Source organism: Methanobrevibacter sp. (genome assembly GCF_045586545.1).
Lineage (GTDB): Archaea > Methanobacteriota > Methanobacteria > Methanobacteriales > Methanobacteriaceae > Methanocatella.
Map to the genome: position 1 here is coordinate 1 of NZ_JAZNAN010000029.1, position 25,844 is coordinate 25,844.

26 protein-coding genes are annotated in these 25,844 nt (G+C 32.7%); 17 read left to right on the plus strand and 9 right to left on the minus strand.

From position 1 onward, the window contains the following. The 4 genes from ACKI3D_RS02600 to ACKI3D_RS02615 all read left to right on the plus strand — a co-directional run. Positions 1-1,539, plus strand: a 1,539-nt coding sequence (locus ACKI3D_RS02600) for a glycosyltransferase family 39 protein (RefSeq protein WP_407392069.1), incomplete at its 5' end; no start/stop codon positions are given. 1 nt (position 1,540) lies between these two features. Continuing rightward, entirely contained in the window at positions 1,541-2,707 is a 1,167-nt protein-coding gene (locus ACKI3D_RS02605; RefSeq protein WP_407392071.1) for a glycosyltransferase, read from the plus strand. A 66-nt stretch (positions 2,708-2,773) separates the two neighbouring features. Next, positions 2,774-4,306 (plus strand): NERD domain-containing protein, encoded by a 1,533-nt coding sequence (locus tag ACKI3D_RS02610; RefSeq protein ID WP_407392073.1) that lies wholly within the window; start codon positions 2,774-2,776, stop codon positions 4,304-4,306. 27 nt (positions 4,307-4,333) lie between these two features. Continuing rightward, the gene (locus tag ACKI3D_RS02615; RefSeq protein ID WP_407392075.1) at positions 4,334-4,825 is read left to right on the plus strand and encodes an acyltransferase; all 492 of its coding nucleotides are present in this window, start codon (positions 4,334-4,336) and stop codon (positions 4,823-4,825) included. On the opposite strand, the gene ACKI3D_RS02620 is transcribed toward ACKI3D_RS02615, so the two are convergent. The 4 genes from ACKI3D_RS02620 to ACKI3D_RS02635 are packed head-to-tail and all read right to left on the minus strand — an operon-like array spanning position 4,822 to position 10,419. Continuing rightward, positions 4,822-6,258, minus strand: a complete 1,437-nt coding sequence (locus ACKI3D_RS02620; protein WP_407392077.1) for a polysaccharide biosynthesis C-terminal domain-containing protein — start codon at positions 6,256-6,258, stop codon at positions 4,822-4,824. The genes ACKI3D_RS02615 and ACKI3D_RS02620 overlap by 4 nt on opposite strands. Then, complete coding sequence (locus ACKI3D_RS02625; RefSeq protein WP_407392079.1) at positions 6,251-7,672, minus strand: sialyltransferase; 1,422 nt, start codon at positions 7,670-7,672, stop codon at positions 6,251-6,253. Before ACKI3D_RS02625 ends, ACKI3D_RS02620 begins: the two co-directional genes overlap by 8 nt. 12 nt (positions 7,673-7,684) lie before the next feature. Next, on the minus strand, positions 7,685-8,737 hold the full coding sequence (locus ACKI3D_RS02630) for an N-acetylneuraminate synthase family protein (protein WP_407392081.1): 1,053 nt from the start codon (positions 8,735-8,737) through the stop codon (positions 7,685-7,687). 8 nt (positions 8,738-8,745) lie between these two features. Continuing rightward, a complete protein-coding gene (locus ACKI3D_RS02635) occupies positions 8,746-10,419 on the minus strand; it encodes a cytidylyltransferase domain-containing protein (RefSeq protein WP_407392083.1) in 1,674 nt (557 codons plus the stop codon). A gap of 90 nt (positions 10,420-10,509) precedes the next feature. On the opposite strand from ACKI3D_RS02635, the gene hypD reads away from it, so the two are divergent. Genes hypD through ACKI3D_RS02650 form a run of 3 tightly spaced genes read left to right on the plus strand, consistent with a single transcriptional unit; the run spans position 10,510 to position 13,581 of the window. Further along, complete coding sequence (gene hypD / locus ACKI3D_RS02640) at positions 10,510-11,556, plus strand: hydrogenase formation protein HypD (protein ID WP_407392115.1); 1,047 nt, start codon at positions 10,510-10,512, stop codon at positions 11,554-11,556. Position 11,557: 1 nt separating this feature from the next. Next, positions 11,558-12,262, plus strand: coding sequence for a phosphoglycolate phosphatase (locus tag ACKI3D_RS02645; protein ID WP_407392084.1), 705 nt, complete (start codon positions 11,558-11,560; stop codon positions 12,260-12,262). Positions 12,263-12,270: 8 nt separating this feature from the next. After that, positions 12,271-13,581 carry a TldD/PmbA family protein gene (locus tag ACKI3D_RS02650; RefSeq protein ID WP_407392086.1) on the plus strand — a complete coding sequence of 437 codons (1,311 nt, stop codon included), beginning with the start codon at positions 12,271-12,273 and terminating at the stop codon, positions 13,579-13,581. Positions 13,582-13,596: 15 nt separating this feature from the next. Here the strand turns inward: ACKI3D_RS02650 and ACKI3D_RS02655 are convergent, their stop codons facing one another. Genes ACKI3D_RS02655 through glp form a run of 3 tightly spaced genes read right to left on the minus strand, consistent with a single transcriptional unit; the run spans position 13,597 to position 15,569 of the window. Next, the gene (locus ACKI3D_RS02655) at positions 13,597-13,845 is read right to left on the minus strand and encodes a hypothetical protein (RefSeq protein ID WP_407392088.1); all 249 of its coding nucleotides are present in this window, start codon (positions 13,843-13,845) and stop codon (positions 13,597-13,599) included. Positions 13,846-13,853: 8 nt separating this feature from the next. Then, entirely contained in the window at positions 13,854-14,318 is a 465-nt protein-coding gene (locus ACKI3D_RS02660; protein ID WP_407392090.1) for a GyrI-like domain-containing protein, read from the minus strand. A 27-nt stretch (positions 14,319-14,345) separates the two neighbouring features. Continuing rightward, entirely contained in the window at positions 14,346-15,569 is a 1,224-nt protein-coding gene (gene glp, locus ACKI3D_RS02665) for a gephyrin-like molybdotransferase Glp (protein ID WP_407392092.1), read from the minus strand. Between the two features lie 104 nt (positions 15,570-15,673). On the opposite strand from glp, the gene eif1A reads away from it, so the two are divergent. Beyond that, positions 15,674-15,979 (plus strand): translation initiation factor eIF-1A, encoded by a 306-nt coding sequence (eif1A, locus tag ACKI3D_RS02670; protein ID WP_292827992.1) that lies wholly within the window; start codon positions 15,674-15,676, stop codon positions 15,977-15,979. Positions 15,980-16,005: 26 nt separating this feature from the next. Then, positions 16,006-16,779, plus strand: a complete 774-nt coding sequence (locus tag ACKI3D_RS02675) for a serine protein kinase RIO (protein ID WP_407392094.1) — start codon at positions 16,006-16,008, stop codon at positions 16,777-16,779. Positions 16,780-16,863: 84 nt separating this feature from the next. Here the strand turns inward: ACKI3D_RS02675 and ACKI3D_RS02680 are convergent, their stop codons facing one another. Continuing rightward, on the minus strand, positions 16,864-17,232 hold the full coding sequence (locus tag ACKI3D_RS02680) for an ABC transporter ATP-binding protein (protein WP_407392096.1): 369 nt from the start codon (positions 17,230-17,232) through the stop codon (positions 16,864-16,866). A 75-nt stretch (positions 17,233-17,307) separates the two neighbouring features. On the opposite strand from ACKI3D_RS02680, the gene ACKI3D_RS02685 reads away from it, so the two are divergent. Beyond that, complete coding sequence (locus ACKI3D_RS02685) at positions 17,308-17,847, plus strand: hypothetical protein (RefSeq protein ID WP_407392098.1); 540 nt, start codon at positions 17,308-17,310, stop codon at positions 17,845-17,847. 208 nt (positions 17,848-18,055) lie between these two features. Next, entirely contained in the window at positions 18,056-18,283 is a 228-nt protein-coding gene (locus tag ACKI3D_RS02690; RefSeq protein ID WP_407392100.1) for a hypothetical protein, read from the plus strand. An 83-nt stretch (positions 18,284-18,366) separates the two neighbouring features. Here the strand turns inward: ACKI3D_RS02690 and ACKI3D_RS02695 are convergent, their stop codons facing one another. Then, positions 18,367-19,284 carry a hypothetical protein gene (locus ACKI3D_RS02695; protein WP_407392102.1) on the minus strand — a complete coding sequence of 306 codons (918 nt, stop codon included), beginning with the start codon at positions 19,282-19,284 and terminating at the stop codon, positions 18,367-18,369. A 161-nt stretch (positions 19,285-19,445) separates the two neighbouring features. Between ACKI3D_RS02695 and ACKI3D_RS02700 the strand changes: the two genes are divergently transcribed. The 6 genes from ACKI3D_RS02700 (at position 19,446) to ACKI3D_RS02725 (ending at position 25,781) form a co-directional block, all read left to right on the plus strand. After that, positions 19,446-20,072: a KH domain-containing protein gene (locus ACKI3D_RS02700; RefSeq protein ID WP_407392105.1), complete on the plus strand. Its 627-nt coding sequence runs from the start codon at positions 19,446-19,448 to the stop codon at positions 20,070-20,072. A 371-nt stretch (positions 20,073-20,443) separates the two neighbouring features. Next, positions 20,444-22,147, plus strand: a complete 1,704-nt coding sequence (gene top6B / locus ACKI3D_RS02705) for a DNA topoisomerase VI subunit B (protein ID WP_407392117.1) — start codon at positions 20,444-20,446, stop codon at positions 22,145-22,147. A gap of 9 nt (positions 22,148-22,156) precedes the next feature. After that, positions 22,157-23,251: a DNA topoisomerase IV subunit A gene (locus tag ACKI3D_RS02710; protein WP_407392107.1), complete on the plus strand. Its 1,095-nt coding sequence runs from the start codon at positions 22,157-22,159 to the stop codon at positions 23,249-23,251. Positions 23,252-23,350: 99 nt separating this feature from the next. After that, a complete protein-coding gene (locus ACKI3D_RS02715) occupies positions 23,351-23,623 on the plus strand; it encodes a metal-sensing transcriptional repressor (RefSeq protein ID WP_407392109.1) in 273 nt (90 codons plus the stop codon). A gap of 58 nt (positions 23,624-23,681) precedes the next feature. Then, on the plus strand, positions 23,682-25,547 hold the full coding sequence (locus ACKI3D_RS02720; RefSeq protein WP_407392111.1) for a heavy metal translocating P-type ATPase: 1,866 nt from the start codon (positions 23,682-23,684) through the stop codon (positions 25,545-25,547). Between the two features lie 30 nt (positions 25,548-25,577). After that, positions 25,578-25,781: a heavy-metal-associated domain-containing protein gene (locus ACKI3D_RS02725; RefSeq protein WP_407392113.1), complete on the plus strand. Its 204-nt coding sequence runs from the start codon at positions 25,578-25,580 to the stop codon at positions 25,779-25,781. Positions 25,782-25,844 lie beyond the last annotated feature (63 nt).

Consider the following 25,844-nt stretch of genomic DNA (forward strand, 5'->3'; position numbering starts at 1 on the left):
TTCCTAAGTTTAATCACAATATTCAGTTTAATATTAAACATCTATTATATCAATTTTAACTTAAATTTAGGAATATACTGCTCAGATATTTATATTTATCTTTTAAATGCGCTGTATTTTACAGGGACAAATATAAATTCAACTTACACAATTTATTTGTCTCCCGTAATATGCTTTTTAACTTCTATTCTTTTTTATCTAGGAATTAACAGTCAGTTAGCCATATTAATTGTTACTGCAATATTTGCCATTATTGGCAATATTGGACTTTATATCCTACTTAAAACCAGATTTAATGAAATATACAGCCTATGCGGAGTAATAGTATATTCTGCATTTGCAATTAATTTAACATGGCTTGCAAATGGCAGCATAGACATACCTGCCGTTAGCATAAGCATTTGGACCATGCTTTTAAGCATAGCCGCTATTCAAAACAATCCTAAATATTATCAAATCCTATTTCCAATGTTTGTTATTGGATTTTTCATACGATACACAACAGTACTGATAGTTCCTGTTTTAATATTGTATTATTTATATTATAATGGATTCAAAATCAATGAAAGCGATTTAAAATATATCATTAGAGGCATTTTATTTGGATTAATCACTTCAGCAATTATTTTAATTCCAATATATACTATGAGTAATGGAAATTTAGCAGTGGGCAAGCAAATTTCAGGAGGAATGATTGGAAATAAGGGATCCACACAGGATTTGGCCTACAATCCTGATGTGAGTTATTATATAGTTAATTTTATCAATTTCATTTCTGCAAGTAAAATAACATTTGCAAATAGAACTCCTGTTTTAGAAAATCCAACCATATTATCCTACCTTGTTTTGGCAATTTTAGGAATGGGAACAATATTGTTTGCTTTTAAAAGCAAATTAAAACTTAAAAAAGATATTGTAATTTCAAGCATCATACTATTAATGGCATTATTAAGCTTTAACCATATAAGCTCATTTGTTACAATTTTATTGGTATTTTTAGGGCTGTTAATGATTGGAAAAAATAGTGAAAATAAAACTGGAATTGTAATGCTCAGTTGGATTTTGGTTTACTTTATATTCTTCAGTTATTTCAATATCAAAGTCAATAGATACATTATTCCTGCAATTCCTCCATTAATCTATTTATTATTGGCAAGTATAAAGTTAATAAACGAAAAAATCAAAATCAACAATAATATTCTTCCAATCGTTCTAATAATTTTATTTTTAATTCAAGGATTCACATTTTGCCTTGCATTTGAAGATACGAATCAATTTATTGCACCGCAAGAAATGTCAGATTATATAAAAAATGAGATTCCGGACTTTGAAAATCAGACAATCGGCGTTTACAATATGAGACCTTACAATTGGTATTTGGGCAATAACATAACTGGAATTGAAAGCGATAATCTAACAAAAATCGAATCGGAAAATATTACCTATTACATTTCAGACATTGCTCAAAATAATTTAAATAATTTTAAAGAGATAAAAAGTATTGATAACTTATACTTATATGAAAAAAAGAGTGCGTAATATGAATATTTTACATGTAGTTAATTATTTTGCCCCTTGCTTTTCTGCAGGAGGAGTTGTAAATGCAGCATATCAAATAGCAAAAAAACAAGTAGAGGAAGGGCATAATGTATGTGTTTACACTACAGATAGCTGTCAGGAGCGAATGAAGCTAGAACATAATTACAATGTAGATGTTGATGGCATTAAAGTCTTTTACTTTAAAAACTTATCCAATGACGTCAAAACAAAGTTAACAATAGACACTCCCATCTCTTTAATCGGGCATCTTAAAAAACACATCAATGATTTTGACATAATACACATTCATGAACATAGGCACTCTCTTGCAATTGCAACACATAGATATGCTAAAAAAAATGAAATTCCTTATGTCCTGCAAGCTCATGGATCAGTATTGCCATTTTTCCAAAAAGAAAAGTTAAAAGAAATCTTCGATAAACTTTGGGGTTTTGATATCCTGCACGATGCAGATAAAGTTTTCGCACTAACCGAAGTGGAAAAAGAACAATATCTGAAGATGGGTGTTGATGAGGAAAAAATAGAAATCGTGCCTCTTGGAATAAACTTAGAAGAATACAATTCTCTTCCGGATTCTGGAAAATTCAAATCAAAATATAATGTAAAAGAGGATGAAAAACTAATCGTGTTCCTTGGAAGAATTCATGAAATAAAAGGTTTGGATTTATTAATAAAATCATTCAATAAAATTCAAAATGATAATGTTAAATTAGCCATTATTGGTGGAGATTACGGTTTTCTAGATGATGTTAAATCATTGATGAAAGAGTTTGAACTGGAAGAAAAAGTCATATTTCCCGGAGTATTAATCGGGGAGGATAAAAAAGAAGCATTGGTTGATTGTGATATATTCGTAATGCCTTCAAGATATGAGTCATTTACAACAAGCGGACTTGAAGCCATGGCTTGTTCAAAACCATTAATTTTAACTAAAAATAATCATATTCATGACTGGGTAAAGGACAATGTAGGCCTTACATGTGAATTTGATGAAGAAGAACTAGCTAATTGTATTGAAACACTATTAAATAATGAAGAACTTTGCAATACCTTTGGAAAAAATGGTAGGAAATTAATAGAGGAGAAATATGTTTGGGAAAAAGTGGAGAAAGAAATTGAAGGAATTTATACACGATGTATTCATTAATATTAGAAACATATAATAAATAAAAAATAATAAAATAATATCATAAAGGCAATTAAAGAGGATAATATGAAAGTTGTATGCTGTAAGAACTGTGGTGCAAAATACCAACTCGATGATGATGACGATATCACAACATTTGAGTGTTCTTCATGTGCCGGGGACTTAGAATACTTAGAAGATTATTCTAATGGCGAACCTACTCAACGTTCATCCTTCATTAGCTCATTCAAGTATGATAATTCATACATTGTTCAATGTGAAGACTGTGGATTAAAATACAAAATCAAAAGTAACGATAGCATACTGGATTATGAATGTGATAGTTGTGGAGGGTCTTTAAGATATTTAGATGATGACTTAAATGAAGAATTGGACAAATATCTTGAAGAAAGACGTAAAGAAGTTCAACAAATTAGACAAGAAAATAAGGCTAAAGAACCAACATCTGAAGATTTAGATCCAGAAAATAATGCACGCTCTTTAAAGTCAATAACTAATAGACTTGAAAACTTCTTTTCCGAAGAACAAATGCTTAAAATAGCAGATACTGAAAGAAAAGAACAGGAATTAGAAGAAGAAAATGCTTCTAAAACCGCAAGAACTACAATTCCTCAATCTGTTTTATCAAAATTTGGTAAAGAATTTGCCGTTCCAAAAACCAATGATTATGATATCATGAAAAATTTCCTTAAAGATGAATTTTTAAAAGGAATGGCAGAATATTATCCAAAAACTGAAACTAAAAGTAATGGAGGAAGTTTCCTCGATAAAATTAGCATAAAAGAACCAGAAAATGGTGAAATAATACCTGAAGAAAATACACTTGGTGCACTTAAAGCTCCTCAATTCGATATAAAGAATTTCACCACCAATGAAATAATCATCATTATTGGTGCTGCCATCTTTATTTTAAGTATTATTGAAATATTGGCAATAAATAGTGGAGTAGGTATTGTTGCAATATTTATCGGAGTAATTCTCTTATGTTATGGACTTTATAAAACAAGAGACGTGAAAGAAACTGAAGAAAGAACAAGAATTATCAGAGAACACTTGTTAACTCTTCCTGAAGAATATTACGTGTTTTATAATGTTAAAACTCCAACTTCAAATTCTGGAATAAACCATTTAGTTGTAGGGCCAACAGGAATATATGCTCTTTTATCACAAAAATATAATCCGAAACTTAGATTAGAAGCAGAAAATGAAAATCTAAATTTAATTGGATCCGCTGAACTAGATGAAGATAAAATTGAAGAGATTCCAGTTTCTGGAAATGTGAGAAAATTTAGATACACTACCAAACAAGCTAAATTTTCACAAGACAATAAAATAAAACAAAAAGCATTGAGTTTAGGAGAAGATTTAATAAATTTCCTCAATGACAATGACATCAAAAACTGTTTTGTAGAGCCCTTAGTCGGCTTTATCAACAATGAAGTTGTTGTAATAAATATGCCTTTAACTGATGAAGACTTATTCATTGAAGAGTTATTGAATAAAATCCGAACTGGTACAATAAAATTAGATCCTGAAACAATCGACAAATGTGCTGTTTTAATTAACAGATATGCTGCAGATTGCTCTTCAGAAATTTAATTTTTCTTTTTTTATTTTTTAGATATTATGATTATCAACGATATTAAGAAAAAATTCTACTTACATAGATGTAAGAAAGTTGCTAAAAGCTATGGGAATGACTTAAAAGTAAATGGTGAAAGCTACGTTACACCAAATACAACTTTAGGCAACAACGTTAATTTTAATGGAATGAAAATCCAAGGATCAGGCAATGTAATTATTGGGGATAATTTCCATTCCGGTATAGAATGCATGATAATCACAAGCATCCACAATTATGATAAAGGCAATGCGATTCCATATGATGACACAATCATCTCAAAGGATGTTACTATTGAAGACAATGTTTGGTTAGGAAATCGTGTGATAATATTGCCTGGAGTTAAAATTGGAGAAGGAGCCATTATCCAAGCAGGAAGCGTTGTAGTTAGCGATGTTGAAAAATATGCAATAGCTGGAGGCCATCCTGCAAAAGTCTTTAAATACCGAAATATTGAACACTATGAAAAATTAAAAAATGAAGGGAAATTCCATTAAATCATTGATTTGATTAAATCTATCTCTTTTTTATCAATGCCCTTCAATAAAATCAACACCACAAAGTAAATCACAACAGCAATAGCTATGACAATTAGAATATTTACAATACCTGTTGGATTTGAAAAACTGACAAAAATGCCCATAATGACTGAAGCAATGATAATTTTTGCTATTGATTTATAGTCAAAAGGCAATTTAGCATATTTCTTAGAATAAATTAAAGTTATGGCAAACGCAAAGAAATAACAGATTAATGTTGCGAGTCCTGCTCCGAAAATGCCCAGATACGGCACTGCAAATATGTTTAAAACAATGTTTAAAATAGCTACACTTATCCAAATATAACCTAAAATGGTTGTTTTTTTCTCCAAAATAATGATATTGTTAACAATTCCATATATTCCCATGAATATTGCACCTAATGCAACCAATGGAGTTATCATAAATCCATTATCCGCAATGACGGTTGTGGTTAGAATATACAGCAATGGCTTTGAAAGCAAACTCATGCCCACTGCCGCTGGAACAGTAATCAAAAGATAATATTTCATTGAATAACTTAAGAATGTGTCAACTTTAGCCATGTCCCCTGCTTCAAAGTATTCCGGCAAAACTGCAGGAAGCAATACGGCAAAGGGAGTCAAAAACATTAAAAGAATGCTCCCAAGAGCATAACCTGGAGAATAGCATCCCACGGCAGAAGATCCTAAAAATATTCCAATGACAAATTTGTCGCTTGAGTCAACTACCCAAGATGAAACATTATTCGGCACAGTTGGAAGTGCAAATTTCAATTCTTCTCGTAAGCTTTTAAATTTTGTAGTAATTCCCAGCTCACGAACAATTAAAAATGCCATAGCAATAAATGTCAATAGATAACCAGACAACAATCCTAAAACGACGATTTCTATAGGCTTATGCATCAATGTTAAAACAATGCTTACTCCAACACCAATATAAGTCTGCAATACCAAGAAACCGGAATAATAAGCAATTCTTTGAAATGTTCTAAAGTAGCTCAGTAGCATTAAATTCAAACATGCCAAAAATGAGATTACAGTGACAATCAACATTATTTGCATACTGCCATCAAATAGGGCATCTGCAATTTGATGTGAGAATATTAAAAACACTGCAATCATCACTAATGTTGAAGCTAGAACCAAAAGCATCATCGAATAAAATGATTGTTTAATTACCGATTTATCCTTTTCAGCCGCTAAAAATCTAACCATGGTATATGGGAGACCTAGATTAACAACATTTGGAACTAATGCAATAACAGTATTGACTTGAGCCCAAACTCCATAATTGGCTGTTGAAAAGTTTTTAGTAATTATCGGAATGAATATCAGGCCACTTAGAGATATTAAGATATTGGCAATCCCTACAATTCCAATTCTTTTAATAAACTGGACATATTCATCCATTATCAATCACACTCTTCAATAATTTTTTATCTAAAGATTTAAAAAAGAAATTTTTATCATAATCTTCAGGAGTAAATTCATCTAAATTAGCAATTAAATCCTGAGAATTGGTAATCTTAAATACATAGTTTTTATTAATCAAATCACTTAAATATTCAACACCTGGAACGTCCAATATGAAAGTCTTACAATTAAACATCAATCCCTCATAAATGGCTGTTGAAAATGCTCCAACCTGATAATTAGACTCGGCAAATAATTTATACAAAGGAGTCTGGCTATTGTCAATAACTTCAAAATCGTCCCGTTTGGATGCCTCAACAAGTTCCGGATAATTCTGTCTCCATGTTTCATATTCGCCGGGATGCAATTTGTAAATTATTTTATGGTCTTTCAATTTGCTTGAAAGTTCAGATGCAACTTTTGATAGGTATTTTCCTATTACCCCCTGGGAGATGAACAGGACCTGATTATTATTTGCTTGTATATTGATAAAATCTTTAGATTGAGCTTCAAAATATGGAAATCCGATTGGAACAATATTTTTTGAATCTATCGGACAGGTCTCTTCATTAATCCAATAATCTCCAAAAGTCAGGATTTTATCCGGAAAATACTTTATCTCCCCATGCAATCTAGTTTTTCGTGGATAAGAATAACCCAAATGATAATCAGTGATTGTACCATGCTGAAGTTCAACAACAGCAATTCCCAAATCCTTTGCCGCTGCAACAATGGCCTGATTTTCATAAGCTACAACAACAAAAATTATTTTTGGCCTTCTTTTTTTAAACAGTTCAGAGTATTTTTTATAATCATAAGTGAAATTAAGGATATGAATTTTCAATATCCATTCTAAATTAATGCTTAAATCAAATGATTCTTCCAGTTCCCTTTTGACATTAGAAATTAATTCCTGCTCTTCTTGAGTGAATTCAACCTTATTGAATTTTTTATAGATATAGGAACCCAATTGAATTCTATCCGTGTATTTGATATAAGGTTGTTTATTTGTGAAATGTTTATTTAGATAAGGTGCTTCCAAAACCTCAAATGAATATGAATCTTTTAAGAAATCAACTAAAAAATAGCTATAAATGTCTCTATATTCCCCATCATACATTACCTTACGAGGATGGTCAAATATTAATATGTCTTTAGTATCCTTTCCACTGAATGGATTGGAAATCAAACTATTTTTTACAAAGGGAGTGAATGATTTGATTTTATCAAAAATAGATAAAGAATGCTGTTGCGGCGCCCCAAATGTTTGTGTTCTTCTTGTAATGTCATAATAAAGAAACATCCTGATTAATTGCCAAGGATAACAACCTTGAATTTCCTGATAATTCAAGTCATATTTCTCTTCAAGATTGAAAAAAACTTCACAAATATCATGAACACTATAAGACATCAGAACACCAAATCAGGACAACATTTCAAAATTAAGCAAAGTATCTTCAGGAATATCCTCTTTAGCAACCTTTCCAATTACATCATCAATTTGTGATGGATAAATTCCAGTTCCCGGCCTTTTAAAGGTAATGTTATCTTCACTAATCACTTCACCTTTTTTAATATCTCTTAAAGCAACAATAGACCTTCTTGCTTCTTTTCTTGCAGAAGATTCGCAAATCAATGGCTGCTTATTTTTCATACCATTAATCTTAGATAAAAAGTGAACATTCCACTTGAATTTAATAACATCATCAGGGTCCATTGCATGATAGTGGTCATTGCCCTGCAAGGATTTATCCAATGTAAAATGTTTTTCCAGTATTGTAGCACCATAGTTATAAGCAGTTGTCAATACCGCCATGTTTTTGTCAGGTTTGGTATGGTCCGAATAACCTATTTCATAATCTGGGAAATTTTCGACCAGATCCTTAATCATCAGTAAATTTGCATCTTCATATGCTGTTGGATAAGATAAAACACAATGCATAATTGCAATATCCACAGTAGATACTTCTTCAATAGCATTTACCGCTTCTTTTATCTCTTTTAGAGTTGATGCACCAGTTGAAAGCAATATCGGTTTATTTTTACTTGCAATATATTTTATAAATGGAATATTGGTTAAATCAGAAGAAGAAATTTTATAGACATCCATAAACTCATCTAAATAATCAACGGATTCGAAGTCAAATGGTGTTGACAAAAACATGATCCCAATTTGGCGACAATATTCTGCAAGCTCCCTGTATTCACCTACTCCAAACTTATCGAATTTTTTGAACAATTCAAACTGGGAAGTTGTCGGTTCTTCAGATAAGTCCCAATATGATGGAGAATTACGTGAAGCTATAGTTTCTGCCTTATATGATTGAAATTTAACTGCATCTACGCCACATTCTTTTGCTTCACTAATCATGAATTTTGCAGCAGCCATATCTGACATTCCTTCTTTTTTAGCAATATCGTAAAAGTTAACACCAATTTCTGCAATTAAAAACGGTTTTTTATTAAATATATTCATAGCTAAACCTACTCCATTTGTCTTTTTAATTCGAATTTCCTATATTGCTCCTTAACTATTGCCCTAATATTTTCAAATCCATTTTTTAAATCAACATTGAGCATTTTTTTATTCATTTCAACTCTCAAGTCATAATCATTTACAAGATTGACAAATTCATCAATAATTTCCTGTTGAGTGAGAGATTCGCCTAAACCCATGTTAATAAACCCATTTTCTTTATTTCCAAAGACATGTGTTCTTTCTCTTTCATTTTGACAAAGACATATTGTTGGAACACCAAGTGAACAAACTTCATACATTGTTCTGCCAGCGGAAGTAAATATTATATCGGCTTTAAACATGAATTCGCTTATGTTTGAAACGTTTTTATAAATTTGAACTAAGGGATTGGATTCATATTTGGATACAAGGCTTTCAACATCACCATACCCTAATCCTACAATAACATTAATTCTTCCTTCATAATTAGTGCTTAAAATTGCGTCCAGAACCTTTTGTGAGAAATCATTTGGATCGGTCCCTCCGAATGTAATTAAAACATTATTAACCGCATTGGTTATTATCTTTTCAGGCTGGAAGTAAAATTCGTCCTTTAGAATATAATATTTATGGCCGGTGAAAATATTTTCCTCTTCAGCATCATGCTCATATAATGCATCAAACACTACATCGGCAAGTAAAGTTCCCTCACCTAAATCTTCAAAATTAACGACAAAATAACCTTCTTGCTTTAAAGTAGAAATATACTCAGAAGTAGTGTCTAAAATATCATTTATAACCATTTGAGGTTTATATTCCCTTAAAATATCTAATAAGTCGTCTTCACCGTCATAGGTTTTATAAGTATAATTATGATTATCAACGATGTTTATTCCAAGTTGGTGCTCTTCATTTAACAAGAACAAAACTTCATGGAAAACCAATTTGGATGCAATTGACAAACATCTGTAAACATGACCAGTTCCAATTTCACTATAAGCATTGACAACAATAGCTATCTTTTTCTTCTGCAAGTAATTTTCAGCTATCCACCAATCCTCATAATTGTCAATGTCAACACTTTCTTCTCTAGAAACTTCAACCAAATCTAGATTAGTTCCTAATCTTGAGTATTCATTAATGAAATTGCGGCGGGAAGCCAATATGGCCCCAGTTTCTTTAAAAGATTTTGGCAAATATTGCCTATTTACTCTTTCAATATAATTCGGGAAAAATCTTTGATTATTTTCATCATATCCCCAAGTCAAATGCCTATCATCCACAACAGAAATAACACTGTCAATTGCAAAATCTTCAAATTTTTCAATTGCAGCATCCAAAGTTTCTGTTTTAACTAATGGAGAAGTAGGTTGAAGAGTGATTACAATATCATATTCATCGAAAGCAACTTTTTCTTTTTGAATCATTGCATCGAAAATTACCGGATCAAGCGGAACTTCATCAGTTGCCAATTCTTCAGAACGCCTTACAACGCTAGCTCCGAATTTCTCAGCAATCAATGCAATTTCAGAATCATCAGTAGTTACCACAACATCATCGACATATTGAGATGCTTTTGCTGTTTCGATAGAATATGCGATTAATGGTTTGTTGTTTAATAATCTGATATTTTTACGAGGAATTCCCTTTGAACCTCCTCTTGCTGGAATAACTACTAAAATCATATTATTCATAAACATGTTAATCCCTTAATATTACAAAAATTTTAAATTAATACACTACTAAATATATTTACAATATAATATTAAATCTTCGGTGTAAAAATGAATATGAAAGATATGTCACAAAAGATGATAGCGAAAATAAATGAATTAGCTACCCCCGTTAAAATTATGCACGTCTGTGGGTCACATGAACATACCATTATGGAAAACGGAATAAGAAGTCTGCTTCCAGACGAAGTGGAAATCATTGCAGGTCCGGGCTGTCCGGTTTGTGTAGTTCCATCACGTGAAATTGATGAAGCATTGGAACTGATTGACAGAGGAGTAACAATTACAACATTCGGAGACATGTTAAGAGTGCCGGGTTCTGAAAGATCCCTTGCCGATGCAAAAGCTGAAGGGGGAGATGTTAGGGTCGTGTATGGAATCAACAGAGCTATTGAAATAGCTGAAAAAGAAGATAATGATGTTGCATTCATCTCTGCAGGTTTTGAAACTACTGCACCAACAACCGCTGCAGAATTATTGGCTACCCCTCCTGAAAACTTCTCAGTGCTTTCATGTCACAGACTAATACCCCCAGCTATTGATTTTTTAATTAATTCTGGTGAAACCACATTGAATGCATTGATTGAACCTGGGCATGTCTGTACAATTATTGGAACCAAACCATTCGAATACTTCTCAACCGACTATGGAATTCCTCAAACTGTAGCAGGATTTAATCCATTGGACATATTAATGTCAGTTTATATGATTTTAAGACAAATCGAAAACGAAACACCGAAAATAGAAAACGAATACAAAAGAGCAGTGAGAGAAGAAGGAAATGTCATTGCACAGGATATGATTGACCAGGTATTTGATGTGACATCAAGAGAATGGAGAGGATTTCCTAAAATACCAAATTCAATCCTGGAAATTAAAGATGAATTCAGCGAATTCAATGCCCGTGAAAAATACGACATTGAAGTAAAAGACGTTAATGAAGCTCCTAAAGGATGTATTTGCGGTCCGATTTTAAGAGGCCTTGCCCGTCCTGAAGACTGCAAATTATTTAGAAAGGCATGCAATCCACTTCACCCAATTGGAGCATGCATGGTAAGTAAAGAGGGAACATGCAACATCGCACACAGATATTCAAGAGGATAACATGACAATTGAAGCAATTGCAGTAGATATAGACGGAACAATAACTGACGAAAAAAGGAGAATTTGCATATCCGCAATAGAAGCTTTAAGAAAAGCAGAAGCGGCAGGAATACCTACAATAATTGTCACTGGAAATGTTGTGAATTATGCATATGCCACCGAAGTACTTATTGGATGCAGCGGAGGAATTGTCTGTGAAAACGGAGGAGTTGTTTTTAAAGAAGGAGAAAACAACAATGCTGTTGAAACTTTAGTTGAAAGGGACTTTATAACTTCAGCTGAAAATCACCTAAAAGAAAAACTGGGTGAAAAATTCGATATTCATGCATCTCATGACAACATGTACAGATTAACTGAAACAGTATTCTATAAAACACTTCCAAGAAGTGAATTAGAAGAAGCATTAGAAGATTTTGAATACCTTAACGAGCTTGAGATTTACGACAGCGGTTTTGCATTGCATGTAACTAATAAAAGTGTCAATAAAGGAACTTCCCTCAGATATCTATGTGAAAGAAACGGAATTAACATGGAAAATGTAATGGCAATTGGAGACAGCCAGAATGATGAGGATTTCCTAAAAGAAGCAGGTTATAAAATAGCTGTCGGCAATGCTGAAGATAAACTAAAAGAAATCAGCACTTATACCTGTGAAAAAAAGTTTGGTGATGGAGTGGCTGAAGCTATTGAAAAATTTGCACTATAGGGATTAATATGATATATGAAATAGCGGAAATTGCAAAAAAAGAAGTTGAAAAGAACTGCGATGCCTATGAAATTTATGTTGATGAATCAAAATCAATCGAATTAGATTCACGAAAAGACGAATTAAACTTTGCAAAAGAAGAAATAGATATGGGCGTTGGAATAAGGGTAATCAAAGACAATAAACAAGGATTTGCATTTACTTCAAACTTGGACAAAATAGCTGAAAGCGCAAGTCAGGCTATTGAAAATACAAAATTAAATAAAGCTGATGAAAACTATTCTTTCGCTGAAGTTGAAAAAATTCCAAGCGTTAAAAAAGTTTATGATAAAAAATTCAATGAATTAAACCTAGATGAATCTGTGGAATTTCTAAAAAATACAATTAGTATAGTCGGCGATAGCGGATGTGAAGTGACCGGGTCCGGTTTTTCAGCAAGTGAAGGAAGGTCATTGATAATAAATTCAAATGGCGTTTCAATAGAAGATGAAGGAACAGGATTTGGAATAGGACTATCAGTAATGCTTGAAAAAGATGGAAACATTGCAACTGCATTCAACTCACAATCTTCAAGATTCTTTGACTTGGATGGTGAAAGATTAGCTAATGAGGTATGTGACCTGGCAAAAAGTTCAATTAATACAAAACCTATTGAAACCAATGATTATAGTGTTGTACTTGATTATTATGCTGCAATTGGACTTCTACAAACATTTTTAGGAGCATTTAATGGTGAAAATGTTATGAGGGGAAGATCCATCCTAAAGGATAAAATCAATACTGAAATTGCAAACCCTACATTAACACTAACCGACAATAGCCTTTTGGAAAAAGGAATGTGCACATCAAAATGTGATGGGGAAGGCAGCGTCAGCCGAAAAACTGATTTGATAAAAGACGGCATTTTAAACTCATTCATTTATGACATATACAATGCAAATAAGGAAGGTGTTGAAACAACTTCAAATGGACTTAGAGGTTCATATTACTCCACACCAATGATTTCACCAACCAATTTAGAGTTTAAATTTAGTGAAATGAAAAATTTATCCGAAATTGATAAGGGAGTTTTAACAACAAGCGTTTTGGGAGCCCATACAGCCAATCCAATTTCTGGAGATTTCTCTGTTGAAGCAAGCAATGCTTTTAAAATAGAAAATGGTGAGTTAACCGACCCTATTAATAAGGCCATGATTTCTGGAAATATTTTTGAAATCATGAAAAAAGTAGAAGGAATCGATTCAGAAATAAAACAATACGGTTCATATATCATACCGAAACTCTTAGTACATGATTTAAGAGTTGTTGGGCAAAATTAAAAAAAAGAAGGAAAATTAAATATTCTTTAATTTTTCCCTATATCTTTCAATAGTGTCTTGCTTGTAGTCAATACTTAAATACTCTGATGTTAACTTTTTGTTTTCATCAAACTCTTTAATTTTTCTATTTGAAACTTTTTCAATATCTTTATCTAATTGTTTTAATCTGCTTTCAAAAGAATTTTCTGATTTTTTCATATTAACATTAGTTTTGCGAGCAAGTTTCTCAATCTCTTTATCAATATCAAACTCTTCTTTAGACATATAAACCCCTACATTTCAATAATTGGCAATTGAATTTCAGTAACGTATTCATTTTCATCATCACAATTATGAATGCCCTTAATTAAAATCTCCTTAGGTGATCCAATAATATCATAATTATTTGCTTGAGCAACTTCAACTAACTTAGCATAAGTATCTAAAATATTGTCTGTTGACCCATAATGTATTCCGGATAGGACTGTATCTGAAATAACCATGTCAACAACACGAATCCTATCTGTTTCATCAACGTCCTCTTTAAGTACAATACCTACATCATATACTGCATCGCCTTGGTTAACTTCATGTCTTGGAGAGTAATACACAATAAAAGGTTCTCCTTCAGTTTCAATCTCTTCTGCATCAACCCATCCCAATAAGATAGAGAGAAATATTTCTAAATCCTCAATTGGGGTTTTACAATTAATAACTCCCCATTTTTGTTCCGGAATGACTTTTAGTTCATAATCCATAATTACACCTTACTTAAAATTATTACCCTAATTAAATAAATAAACTTCTACTTCCTCTCCTTCATCAACCAATTCAATTAATTTTGGAATTTTTACATAACCGTCTGCAGTTGATAGGGAGAAAATAGCTCCTGAATCCTTAAATATCGGATTTACATTTTCACCATCGACTTTAACAAGTTGATACTGCATCCTTCCAACTTGGGAATGGATTCTTCTTGTGATCTTGCCTTTAACTGTTTCAAGTTCAAAATCCTTATCAATGCCTGCCAATTTAGTTAATGGCTCTGCAATGAATGCGTTGAATATCATTAAGGCAGATACGGGATTGCCCGGCAATCCGATAACTAATTTGCCATCAATGACTCCGACAATTGTAGGTTTACCCGGTTGAACAGATATTCCGTGAATGTAAACCTCGCCCAATTCATCCAAAACATGCTTTAAGACATCTCCAAGGCCCGCTGATGTTCCGCCTGAGCAAAGTAAAACATCAACTTCCTTTAAAGATTCTGTGATTTTATCCTTAACTTCATCATAGTTATCTCTCATGACTCCTAAAAAGTGAGCATCAGCACCACAGGAGAGAGCATCGTTTTTAATCATTCCTCCATTAACGTCATAGATTTTACCATATGGCAAGTCTTCACCCTGAAGGGTAATTTCATTTCCAGATGAAACAACACCAACAGTAGGTTTTTTATAAACTTCTATTGTTTCAAAGCCCTGTGAAAGCAATATTCCAATTTTGCCGGGATTTAAGAAATCTCCTTTTTTGAGAATCAATTTGCCTTCTTCAATGTCAGACCCTTTTTTGGCAACGTCCTGACCTGGAGTTGCGGTTGTTAGGAGATTTACCTTATCATCAAACTTTTCAGCATATTCAACCATGACAACGGATTCACTTCCTTCAGGCATTGCAGCACCAGTACTGATTTCAATACATTTTCCTTCTTCAACCTTTTTATCAGTAGTTGAACCGGCTTCTAAAAAATCAATGACCTCTAAAGTATTTGGAGATTCCTCTGAAGCGCCAAAACTATCGCTTGCAAGTATTGCAAATCCATCCTTTAAGGCCTTATCGAATGGAGGAAAGTCCATTCTGGAGTAAACATCATCAAACAAAACTCTTCCGTAAGCTTCACTGACTTGAATTTCTTCACTTTGTGGTTTTAAATTTTCATTGAATAAATTTTGAATAATATCTATAGCTTCTTCACATTCTTTAATTTTTAAAAATTCAGTTCCCATAATCACCACTATAAAAATACAATAAATTAATATATAGTATATTGATAAATATATAAATAATTTAATCTTATGCAGAAATTTATTATTATTTTGGAGGAGAGTATTTGTCTAAACCTAATAACAATCAACAACAAGAATATAGAAGAGTGAGAACTCCTAAAAAGGGAGAAATCCCAGGAGTAGTTGAACAAATTATGGGACACGGAAAATTAAAAGTTCGTTGTGCCGATGGAAATATAAGAATGACCAGAATCCCTGGAAAAATGAAAAAACGTATTTGGATTCGTGAAGGAGACGTAATCCTTGTAAAACCATGGGATTTCCAATCTGATGAAAAAGCTGATGTAATTTGGAGATACACAAAAACCGAATCAAATTGGCTTGAGAGAAAAGGCTACCTAAAAATGTAGTCTAACTACTTATTTTTTTGATTTTAATGGATTCAAAAATAGCTAAAGCGGATGCTAAACACGAAAAATTGCATTCCCAAAAAAGAAAAAAGGATAGCTCAGATAGAAAAGTGGGAAATGAAATTTTCGATAAACTGACCTTAGAAACATTGTATAAATTAGCTAATCAGGGATACATTGATATTTTAAACGGAGCTATCAGTACAGGTAAGGAAGCAAATGTCTTAACCGGCATTACTGATGATGAGAAATTTGTAGCGGTTAAGATTTACAGAATTGCTACTTCTGATTTTAAAAAAATGGATTATTACCTCAAAGGAGATCCAAGATTCAACATTAAAACTAAAAACAAAAGGAAAATCATCTATTCCTGGGTTACAAAAGAATTTAAAAACCTAACTAGACTGGATAATGCGGGAGTAACTGTTCCAAAACCAATAACAAGTTCAAATAATGTGCTTTTAATTGAATTTATTGGAGATGAATATGGAAATCCTGCACAACCCGTTAAAAACCAGCCTCCAAAAAATCCAGAAGAGTTTTGGAATAAACTACTGGTCGAACTAAAACTATTCGTTAATGAAGCTAGATTAGTCCACGGAGACTTATCCAATTACAATATCTTAAACAAAGATGAGAAACCAGTCATTATTGACGTTTCACAATCTGTAGTTTTAGACAATCCAATTTCAAAAGAATTGCTTGAAAGGGACATTAACACACTTGTAAGAGAATACACAAAGCTTAGCGTGGAAACTAGTTTTGAAGAAGTCTGGGAATATGTTGCACCAAAGTTTTGAATATGCCTTCTAATATTCAATTCAAACAATGAAAAGTTTTAAAAATTGTATAAATTGGATATCCTAGTCCAGTTCCTTCTTAAATCAATTAATGCGGTCTTCAATAATTTGGCCGTCTTTAATTACAATTGTCCTTTCAGCTAATTTTGCAACGTCAATGTCATGCGTTACTATTACCAATGTTACATTGTACTTTTCATGCATATTTTTTAGAATGTTTAAAACCATTTCGCCTGTTTTTGAGTCTAGAGAACCTGTTGGTTCATCAGCAAAAATAATCGATGGATTATTCACCAATGCTCTTGCAATAGCTACTCTTTGGCGTTGCCCACCAGATAACTTATTTGGTTTATTGTCTTTTTTATCTAAAAGGCCAACGGCTTCAATATATGTCAAGGCCCTTTTCTCTTTTTCACTTTCAGACAAATTAGTTCCGACAAGAGGTATTTCCACATTTTCCTGGACACTTAAATTAGGAAGCAGATTATGTAGCTGGAAAACAAAACCGTTTGTCTTAAAGTCTACACTGTGGTTGATGATACTAAAATAATCAACAACAAAAACATTGCGGCGGATTATGCTGGCGAATCTTACTTCAGCGTTAAAGTTGTAACAGATGACAACCGAACTGTTGGGGCCGGAGAAGAAGTTAAATTCACAATCAATGGCAAAACTACATCAGTTCAAACTGACAACAACGGAATAGCCAAAATTGAAATAACACAAACCCCTGAAAAATACGCAATAACCACCACATACAAAGGACAAACACTGAAAAACACAGTAACCGTAAAACAAGTTCTTAAGGCTAGCAAAGTAACTGTCAAAAAGACATCCAAGAAATTTACCTTAAAAGCAAAGCTTAAAATCAACGGCAAACTTCAAAAAGGCAAAAAGATAACCTTCAAATTCAACGGCAAAACCTATAAAGTAAAAACCAATAAAAAAGGAATTGCAAAGAAAACCTTGAAGAAGAAAGTTATCAAAAAGCTCAAAAAAGGTAAAAAATACACTGTCAAAGTTACTTACCTAAAAGACACAATAAAATCTAGCGTTAAAGTCAAGTAGATGATTTTCATCTACTCTTTTTTTCTATTTGTTGTAGTATAGACATATTACCCGAATATACATAAATAAGTTCTTTATTAGGGCATAGTTTCACCAAAGTTTTAAATATTTAATTTGAAAACATTCCGTTTAAACATTCTTCAAAATGTTAAAAAATATATATGTCCTAAATATCATCTTATTATATAACTTTTAAGAGGTGAAAAACATGGATACCAACAAAATACTTGTAATTATTGGTTATATCCTTGCAATATTATTCTCATTTATTGGTTTAATTTACGGATTAGTATTATACTTCGCCAAAGGTGATGATGAATATCTTAAAAAACATGCAAAATATATCATTATTATTGCTGTAGTATTAATGATACTTTCATTCGTATTAACTATGATTTTTGGAATATCAATGATTGGAATGGGCATGATGTCTTAAATTCCAAACCTTTTTTTATTTTTTTGATTTTATTTATTTTAATAGTTACTTAGAAACAACACCGCCTGACTTAACATTTCACTCTAGAATATGAAAAATGCTTTTTCTTCAGGCTGTGATAAATGATTAATGGCCCACCTATCCACAAAATCAACTATTTGTCTGTCATGGTCCAATGTAACATTATTATCATCATCCGTATAGGCTTCATAGATTATTGCAGGCACCCCGCCATTATTTAATGGTCCTGTTACAAATTCCGGACTGCTTGGGTCTGGAGGCACATAATATGTCATCCATGGGAAGTTATTGGCAATTGCATGGCCAATTTGGCTGGAAACAGTATTGTTCTCATTTGGAGTGAAGACAAATCTTGAAACTCCCCAATATCCATTACTATAATGCACATCAATAGCAGCGCTAAAATTATTTTCAATAATATCGGGAACTACAAATTTATTGGCCAAAATTTGGCCATTAAGTCTGGACTGGTCGAAATCTGATGAAGATGAGCTTACATTAATTTTATATAAATAATATGTGCAATTTAAAGAATCCGCTTTTTCTCTTAATGCTTGCTCCATTAACCGATGAGCACCAATCTCTCTTGGATGGACTCCCAGAATATATGCTATTGAAACATCGGAGTCATTATTTCCAAAAGGCCCCTCTTTGTACACTGTTCCTAAAGAGTTATTGCCTATAACAGTAATTGGTATAGGTGTCTCTTCAAAATTGTTGCCATTAGGAATATGGCTTGCAACTAAAAACACAGTCAATAATAAAATAACAATCAGGAAAATATTTCTGGTCATTTTAGGATTTCGTTTTATCCAAAGGAAAACTCCTGACAATACTTTTGCAAAATCAATATTTGATTGATTGCTACTCCTATTTCGTGAGTTTCTCCCATATGAAGACCTTTTATCATTTTCCTTTCTGTATAATGAAGGAGGTCTTTTATTATTATCCTGTTTATATAATGAAGGTTTTTTGGCCATAATTCACCTATTACCAAATTTCTTTAATTAATAATTAATTTAAATTTCATGATAAATAATTATTTTTATTGATATCCTAATCCATGCTAAGATATTTAAATAAACCTAAATTATAAATAATTTCGATTAAATAATTATTATTAAAAATAAAAGGTGAAATTATGCCCGAAACAGATTATTTGAAAATACCCCAAAACCGAGTGGGGGCATTAATCGGAAGCAATGGTAAAGTAAAAAAATCCATTGAAAATGCAACTGGAACCATACTAGACATTGACAGTGAAGATGGAATTGTTTATATCTCACCTAGAGAAGACATGGAAGACCCATTAGGAGTTTGGAATGCAAACCACATTGTTAAAGCAATTGCCCGTGGATTTAATCCGGAAGTTGCACTTAAATTAGTCAGAGATGAAATTTATTTAGAAATTATCAGTTTACCATTATATATTGGAAAATCCCGAAAAGCACTAGCAAGACATAAAGGAAGAATTATTGGAAAAGATGGTAAGACACGCGAAATCATTACTGAAATGGCTGAAGTTGACATGGTAGTTTATGGAAAAACCGTTTCATTAATTGGAGAAATGGAAAATGTCATGATTGCAAAAGAGGCCATTGAAATGATTTTAAATGGATCCAGACACAAATCAGTTTATGGATTTTTAGAACATAAAAAAGAAAATTTAAAAATGAAGGAATTCAAGGACCTTGTTGGAATTGAAGATGATAAAATCGAATTCAAAGAAGGTATTGAATTTGATGAAGAAGATTTTAAAGGAGAATAACTCCTGATAATTTTTTCTTCAAAAAACAATTTTTCACAACCATACAACTTTTTATTTATTTAAAAATAAAACAACATACTCACCTTATAATAACAAATCAAAGAAATATTACACCTAGCAATCAATTTTAATGCAAGTTTGCTATAAAAATTATGCATATAATTGCAAACTATTATATACTTTGACCATCATATATAGATAGTGTAGTATAAATACCATATTTTCTACATGTTTTAAAATTATTATTTTACCATATATTTGAACCGACTAGATAGGGTACTGTAAAAATATTACTTTACAAATGCTCTCTCACTTTGTTTAAATATAGTCATAATAATAAAATAAAACATTGAAATTTATAAGGAGGAAAAATTTTGGATCAACAACTAGGATTGGATTGGGAAAAGGATTTTGATAGATTGACCCCTTCCCAATTCTTCAGAAAAAACAAGCAGATGTTGGGATTCACTGGTAAAATCCGTTCTTTAACAATTGTATTTCACGAACTGATTACAAACAGTTTTGATGCATGTGAAGAAGCGGGAATCTTGCCTGATATCGACATCGAACTTAAACGTGTTGACAAAGAACATTATATTTTAAGACATAAGGATAATGGACCTGGAATTCCTGAAGATTATGTAATGCAAGTATACTGTATGATGTTTGCAGGATCTAAATTCAGAAACATCCAATCTAGAGGACAACAAGGTTTAGGTTGTAGTGGTTGTGTTCTCTTATCCCAAATGACAACTGGAAAACCTGCTCGTGTAATTTCATGTTACAGAGAAGGAAACGAAATCAAAGGAGTCAAGATGAAATTCCAAATGGATGTTGAAAACAACCGCGGAATTTTAATGGAAAGAGAAGATTATCCTGCTGAAAGTACTGGAGTATGCATTGAATTACAATTCAAAGATGTTTCATACTCTCTTGCAGAACAAGGTGCTTTTGAATACATCAGAAGAACCATGATTGGAAACCCACATGCAAAAATTACTTTCAGAGACCCATCTGGACACAAATATATCTTTAAAAGAGCAGCGAACGTTGTTCCAGTACAGCCAAAAGAAGTATTGCCTCACCCTAAAGGTGTAAGTGCTGACGATTTAATGACAATGGCAAAAAATACTGACAGCAGAAGATATAAAAGTATGTTAACCTCTTCTTTGTCAAGAATGTCAAATAAAAGAGTTGATGAAATCGCTCAAATCACTGGAATTGACATGAACAAACGTCCAAAAGCAATGACATTCCCTGAAGCGGAAGCTATTGTTCATTGCTTTAAGAAAATGAAATTCATGGCTCCGCCTACAGACGGACTTATACCAATCGGTTCCGAACAGGTTGAAAAAGGTATGAAACAAATCCTTCAACCGGAATTTGTCGCAACAATTACCAGAAAACCTGTGACTTATGCAGGTGGTGTTTCATTTATTATTGAAGCGGGTCTTGCATATGGTGGAAATGCTGGCAGAGTCGTTAAAGAACAAAGAAAATCTGAAATTATGAGATTTGCTAACAGAGTCCCATTAACATTTGATGCAGGAAGCTGTGCAATTACAGAAGCGCTCAAAAGTATTGATTGGAAACGTTACGGCTTAAGAGATATGGACAACACTCCATTAACTTTATTTGTCAATATTATTTCAACACAAGTACCATATCTCTCTACAGGAAAACAAAGTGTTTCCCCTGAACCTGAAATCGTCCACGAAATCAGACAGGCAACCATGAAATTAGCTCGTAAATTACAAAAACATATCAGAGCTAAAAAAGCAGCAAAAGAAAAAGAAAAACGTTCAAAAGTATTTGAAGATTATGTTCCAGTTATTATTGAAGAAGCTGCAAAACTTGGTGAAACTGGAGTTCCTGAATACCAAGACATATTAGTTAAAGTGACTAAAAGGGCTCTTGCTGAATTGCTTGGTGAGACCGTGGAAGAAGAAGAGGAAGAAGAACTTGATGCAATCATTATGGAAGAAGTTGATGAATTTGGACATGTTGTTGAAGATGGACAATCCGCATTAGATAACTTCCAAGACGATGATGTTGAAGATGGTTTTGAGGATTAGGTGATTTAAATGAGTGAAGCAAAAAACAAATCACATAAAGACGAAAGAAAAGAGTACACTCTCAATAAATTAAAAGGTTTGGGCCAAGAAATTATCGAAGATGTTGAAGCAAGTAAAGTCCCAAGTGTTAAGGTTCCTTCTAGGGGTACAGGAAACATTGTTTATGATAATGCTAAAAGATACTACGTATTAGGTGACAGATACGGTAAAAGATCCCTAGGTAATGTTAAACAAATCAGAAAATTGGGTCAGATGGTTTATGTTGGTAATTTCTGTAAAGATTTAGTTGCAAGAGAAAAAACCGCTACCATCAGGGAGATGTATTATGTTTCTGAAGGTTGGGGCATTAGCTTTAAGACACAACAGGAATCAAACATTGTTGGAGAAGACCTAGAAGTAACTCTTGGTGTTACCCGTGAAGAATTAGGACTAATGCCTGAAGAAGACGGTGCATCAGTTTACGGTGACCTCACATTAATAGATGAAGGTACAGAAATTAACGCAAGTAAAATGGGAAAATCCGGATATACCATCTCACCGACAATTGACCAAGTTGAATTGGAGGATTGTAATGTTGATAAAGTACTAGCTGTGGAAACAATGGGAATGTTCCATAGATTAGTTCAAGAAAATGCTCACAAAAGATTTAATTGTTTAATTGTTGGGCTTAAAGGACAAGCTGCTCGTGCTACAAGAAGATTCATTAAAAGACTTAATGAAGAAAAAGGATTACCTGTCTACATCTGTAACGACGGAGACCCTTGGGGATTCCATATTGGACAAGTTATTATTTCTGGAAGTGCAAAATTAGCTCACGTTAATCATCAACTTGCAACCCCAGATGCCAAATTCATTGGAGTAACCGCATCTGACATTATCAATTATGACTTGCCAACTGATAAACTCAAGGATGTTGACGTTATGAGACTTAAAGAGCTTTCTAAAGACCCAAGGTATAAAACTGATTTCTGGCAGACAGAAATTAAAAAGATGCTTAAGATTGGTAAGAAAGCAGAACAGCAATCTTTCTCAAAATACGGGCTTGAATATGTCGTAGATGAATATTTCCCGGCTAAATTTGAGGAAATGGAAAATCAAGCATAATCTTGAAATTTTCCTCCTTCTTTTTTTATTTTTTTTGAAATCCAAAACATTTATATACTATTGCAAATATATACCCCCATAGGTATAGGATGTGTTATTTTGAAAGAATGTATGGATAGTGAAAATTTACATAGAAGAATCAAAAAAATCATAGGACAGATTAATGCAATCGATCGTATGATAGATGAAGATATTCCATGTGAACAGATATTGATGCAAGTTAATGCTTCAAAATCAGCATTACATAAAGTCGGACATATCATTGTGGAAGGACACTTGGAACACTGCGTCAAAGAAGCCATTACAGAGGGTGATGCAGATGACGCTTTAGGTGAAATTTCATCAATTCTAGAATATTACTCCAGACTTTAATTTTTTTTAAAATAACTTTATACCCTATGGGGTATACTATACTAAAGGGGATGATAATATGAATTTTACAAGAGACCAGAAAATAGACATTATACTTATAATTGTCTCAACCATAAGTGTAATCAGTAGTTTTATCCTATCTCTCGAATATATTTCATGGATTGCAGTAATCCTTTGTGGAGTTCCAATATTTAAAGAATGCTGCGAAGGACTAATAACTGAATTCGATATAAAGGCAGATGTACTTGTTTCAATAGCAATAATTGCATCAATTCTTATTGGGGAAGTATTTGCTGCTGGAGAAATTGCAACAATCATGGCAATTGGAGGATTTCTTGAAGACTATACTGTCAGGAAAACTCAAGGAAGAATTGAAGAACTTATAAATATGACACCTCAAGTTGCAACAAGAATCCGAAATGGAATTGAAGAAAAAATATCTGTCGAAAGCGTACAAGTCGGAGATATCTTAAAAGTTCTTCCTGGAGAAAGCATTCCAACTGATGGATTAATAGTAAATGGTGAAACTTCAATTGACCAAGCCACATTAACTGGAGAATCCCTTCCAGTTGACAAAAAAGAAAATGATGAAGTCTACAGTGGAACAATCAATCTTTATGGATCCTTTACAATGAAAACCACCAAAATCAGCCAAGAGAGTTCCCTTCAAAAATTAATAAGATTGGTTGAATCCTCAAAACCTGAAAATGCAAAAATTGTAAGAACCGCAGACAAATGGGCGACAATGATTGTTGTAATAGCTTTTACAGCAGCAGTATTAACCTACTTATTCACATTTGAAATAAGTAGATCTGTTACAATTTTAGTTGTGTTCTGTCCATGCGCATTAGTTCTGGCCACACCAACCGCAATTATGGCGGCAATTGGAAACCTAACAAAATATGGTGTGTTGGTAAAAGATGGAGAATCCCTAGAAGAATTAGCTCATGTTGATGAACTGGTATTCGATAAAACAGGAACCCTGACATATGGAACTCCAGAAGTTATTAAAGTAATATCAGACAACCCTGAGGAGATGATGTTCTTGCTTTCATCTTTAGAATCAAAATCAGAACATCCCTTAGCAAAAGCGATTGTAAAATATTATAATAAAACTGACTTGGCAGAAGTTGAAAACTTCAAAATGCATATTGGAAAAGGAGTTAGCGGAATAATAAATGATACAAAAATAGTTACTGGAAACAAAAAACTTATTGAAGAAGAAAATATTGACTTAAAATACAGTGAAGAACCTCAGAATGGCGAAATTCAAATATTTGTGGCAAAAGATGGAGAAATTATTGGAAATGTGCTGCTAGCAGATACCTTGCGCAACAGTTCCAAACAAACAATTAAAATGCTAAAAAGATTAAGAGTTAAAACTACTCTATTAACCGGAGACAATGAAAAAACAGCAAATTTCATTGCAAAACAAGTGAAAGTCAGAAATGTTAAATTCAACTGCCTGCCAGAGGATAAGACTGAATACATTAAAAGAGAACAGATTCTTGGACATAAGGTTGCAATGATTGGTGACGGAATAAATGATGCTCCCTCTTTGAGGAAAGCAAATGTGGGAATAGCAATGGGAGATATTGGAAGTGACATCAGCGTCGAAGCAGCAAATATTGCATTAATAAATGACAATATAGAAGATATCCCCCATCTGATTGGAGTAGCTAGAAAAACAATCAAAATAATCAATATTGGAATCGGATTTGCATTATCCCTAAATATAATCGCAATGGGATTGGCAATTTTGGGGCTTTTGAATCCCATTGAAGGGGCATTAATACACAATATCGGCTCAGTTGTTGTAATCATCTATTCATCAACACTAATCAATTACAAGCTATCAAAAAGAAACTATAAAAAACCTAAAAAATTAGGCATAACTAAAACTTTAAATAAATCAAAGGCATAATATTAACTAACGATATTAAGGTGATTTATTATGGCTGAAAAAGAAATTAAAGTTGTGGGTATGCACTGCCCATCATGTGTAAATGCTGTAGAACTTTCATTGAAGGATGTTGACGGAATTGAAGATGCTAAAGCAGATTTAGATTCTGGAATTACTACAATTACCATGTCTGAAGATGTAAGTGATGAAGACATTAACGAAGCTGTCGAAGAAGCAGGATTCAAAGTCGAATAGAATCCTACTCTACTTTTCTTTTTTTATCTAATTTTTTCAATATTTAAAATTGAATGTTAAAGC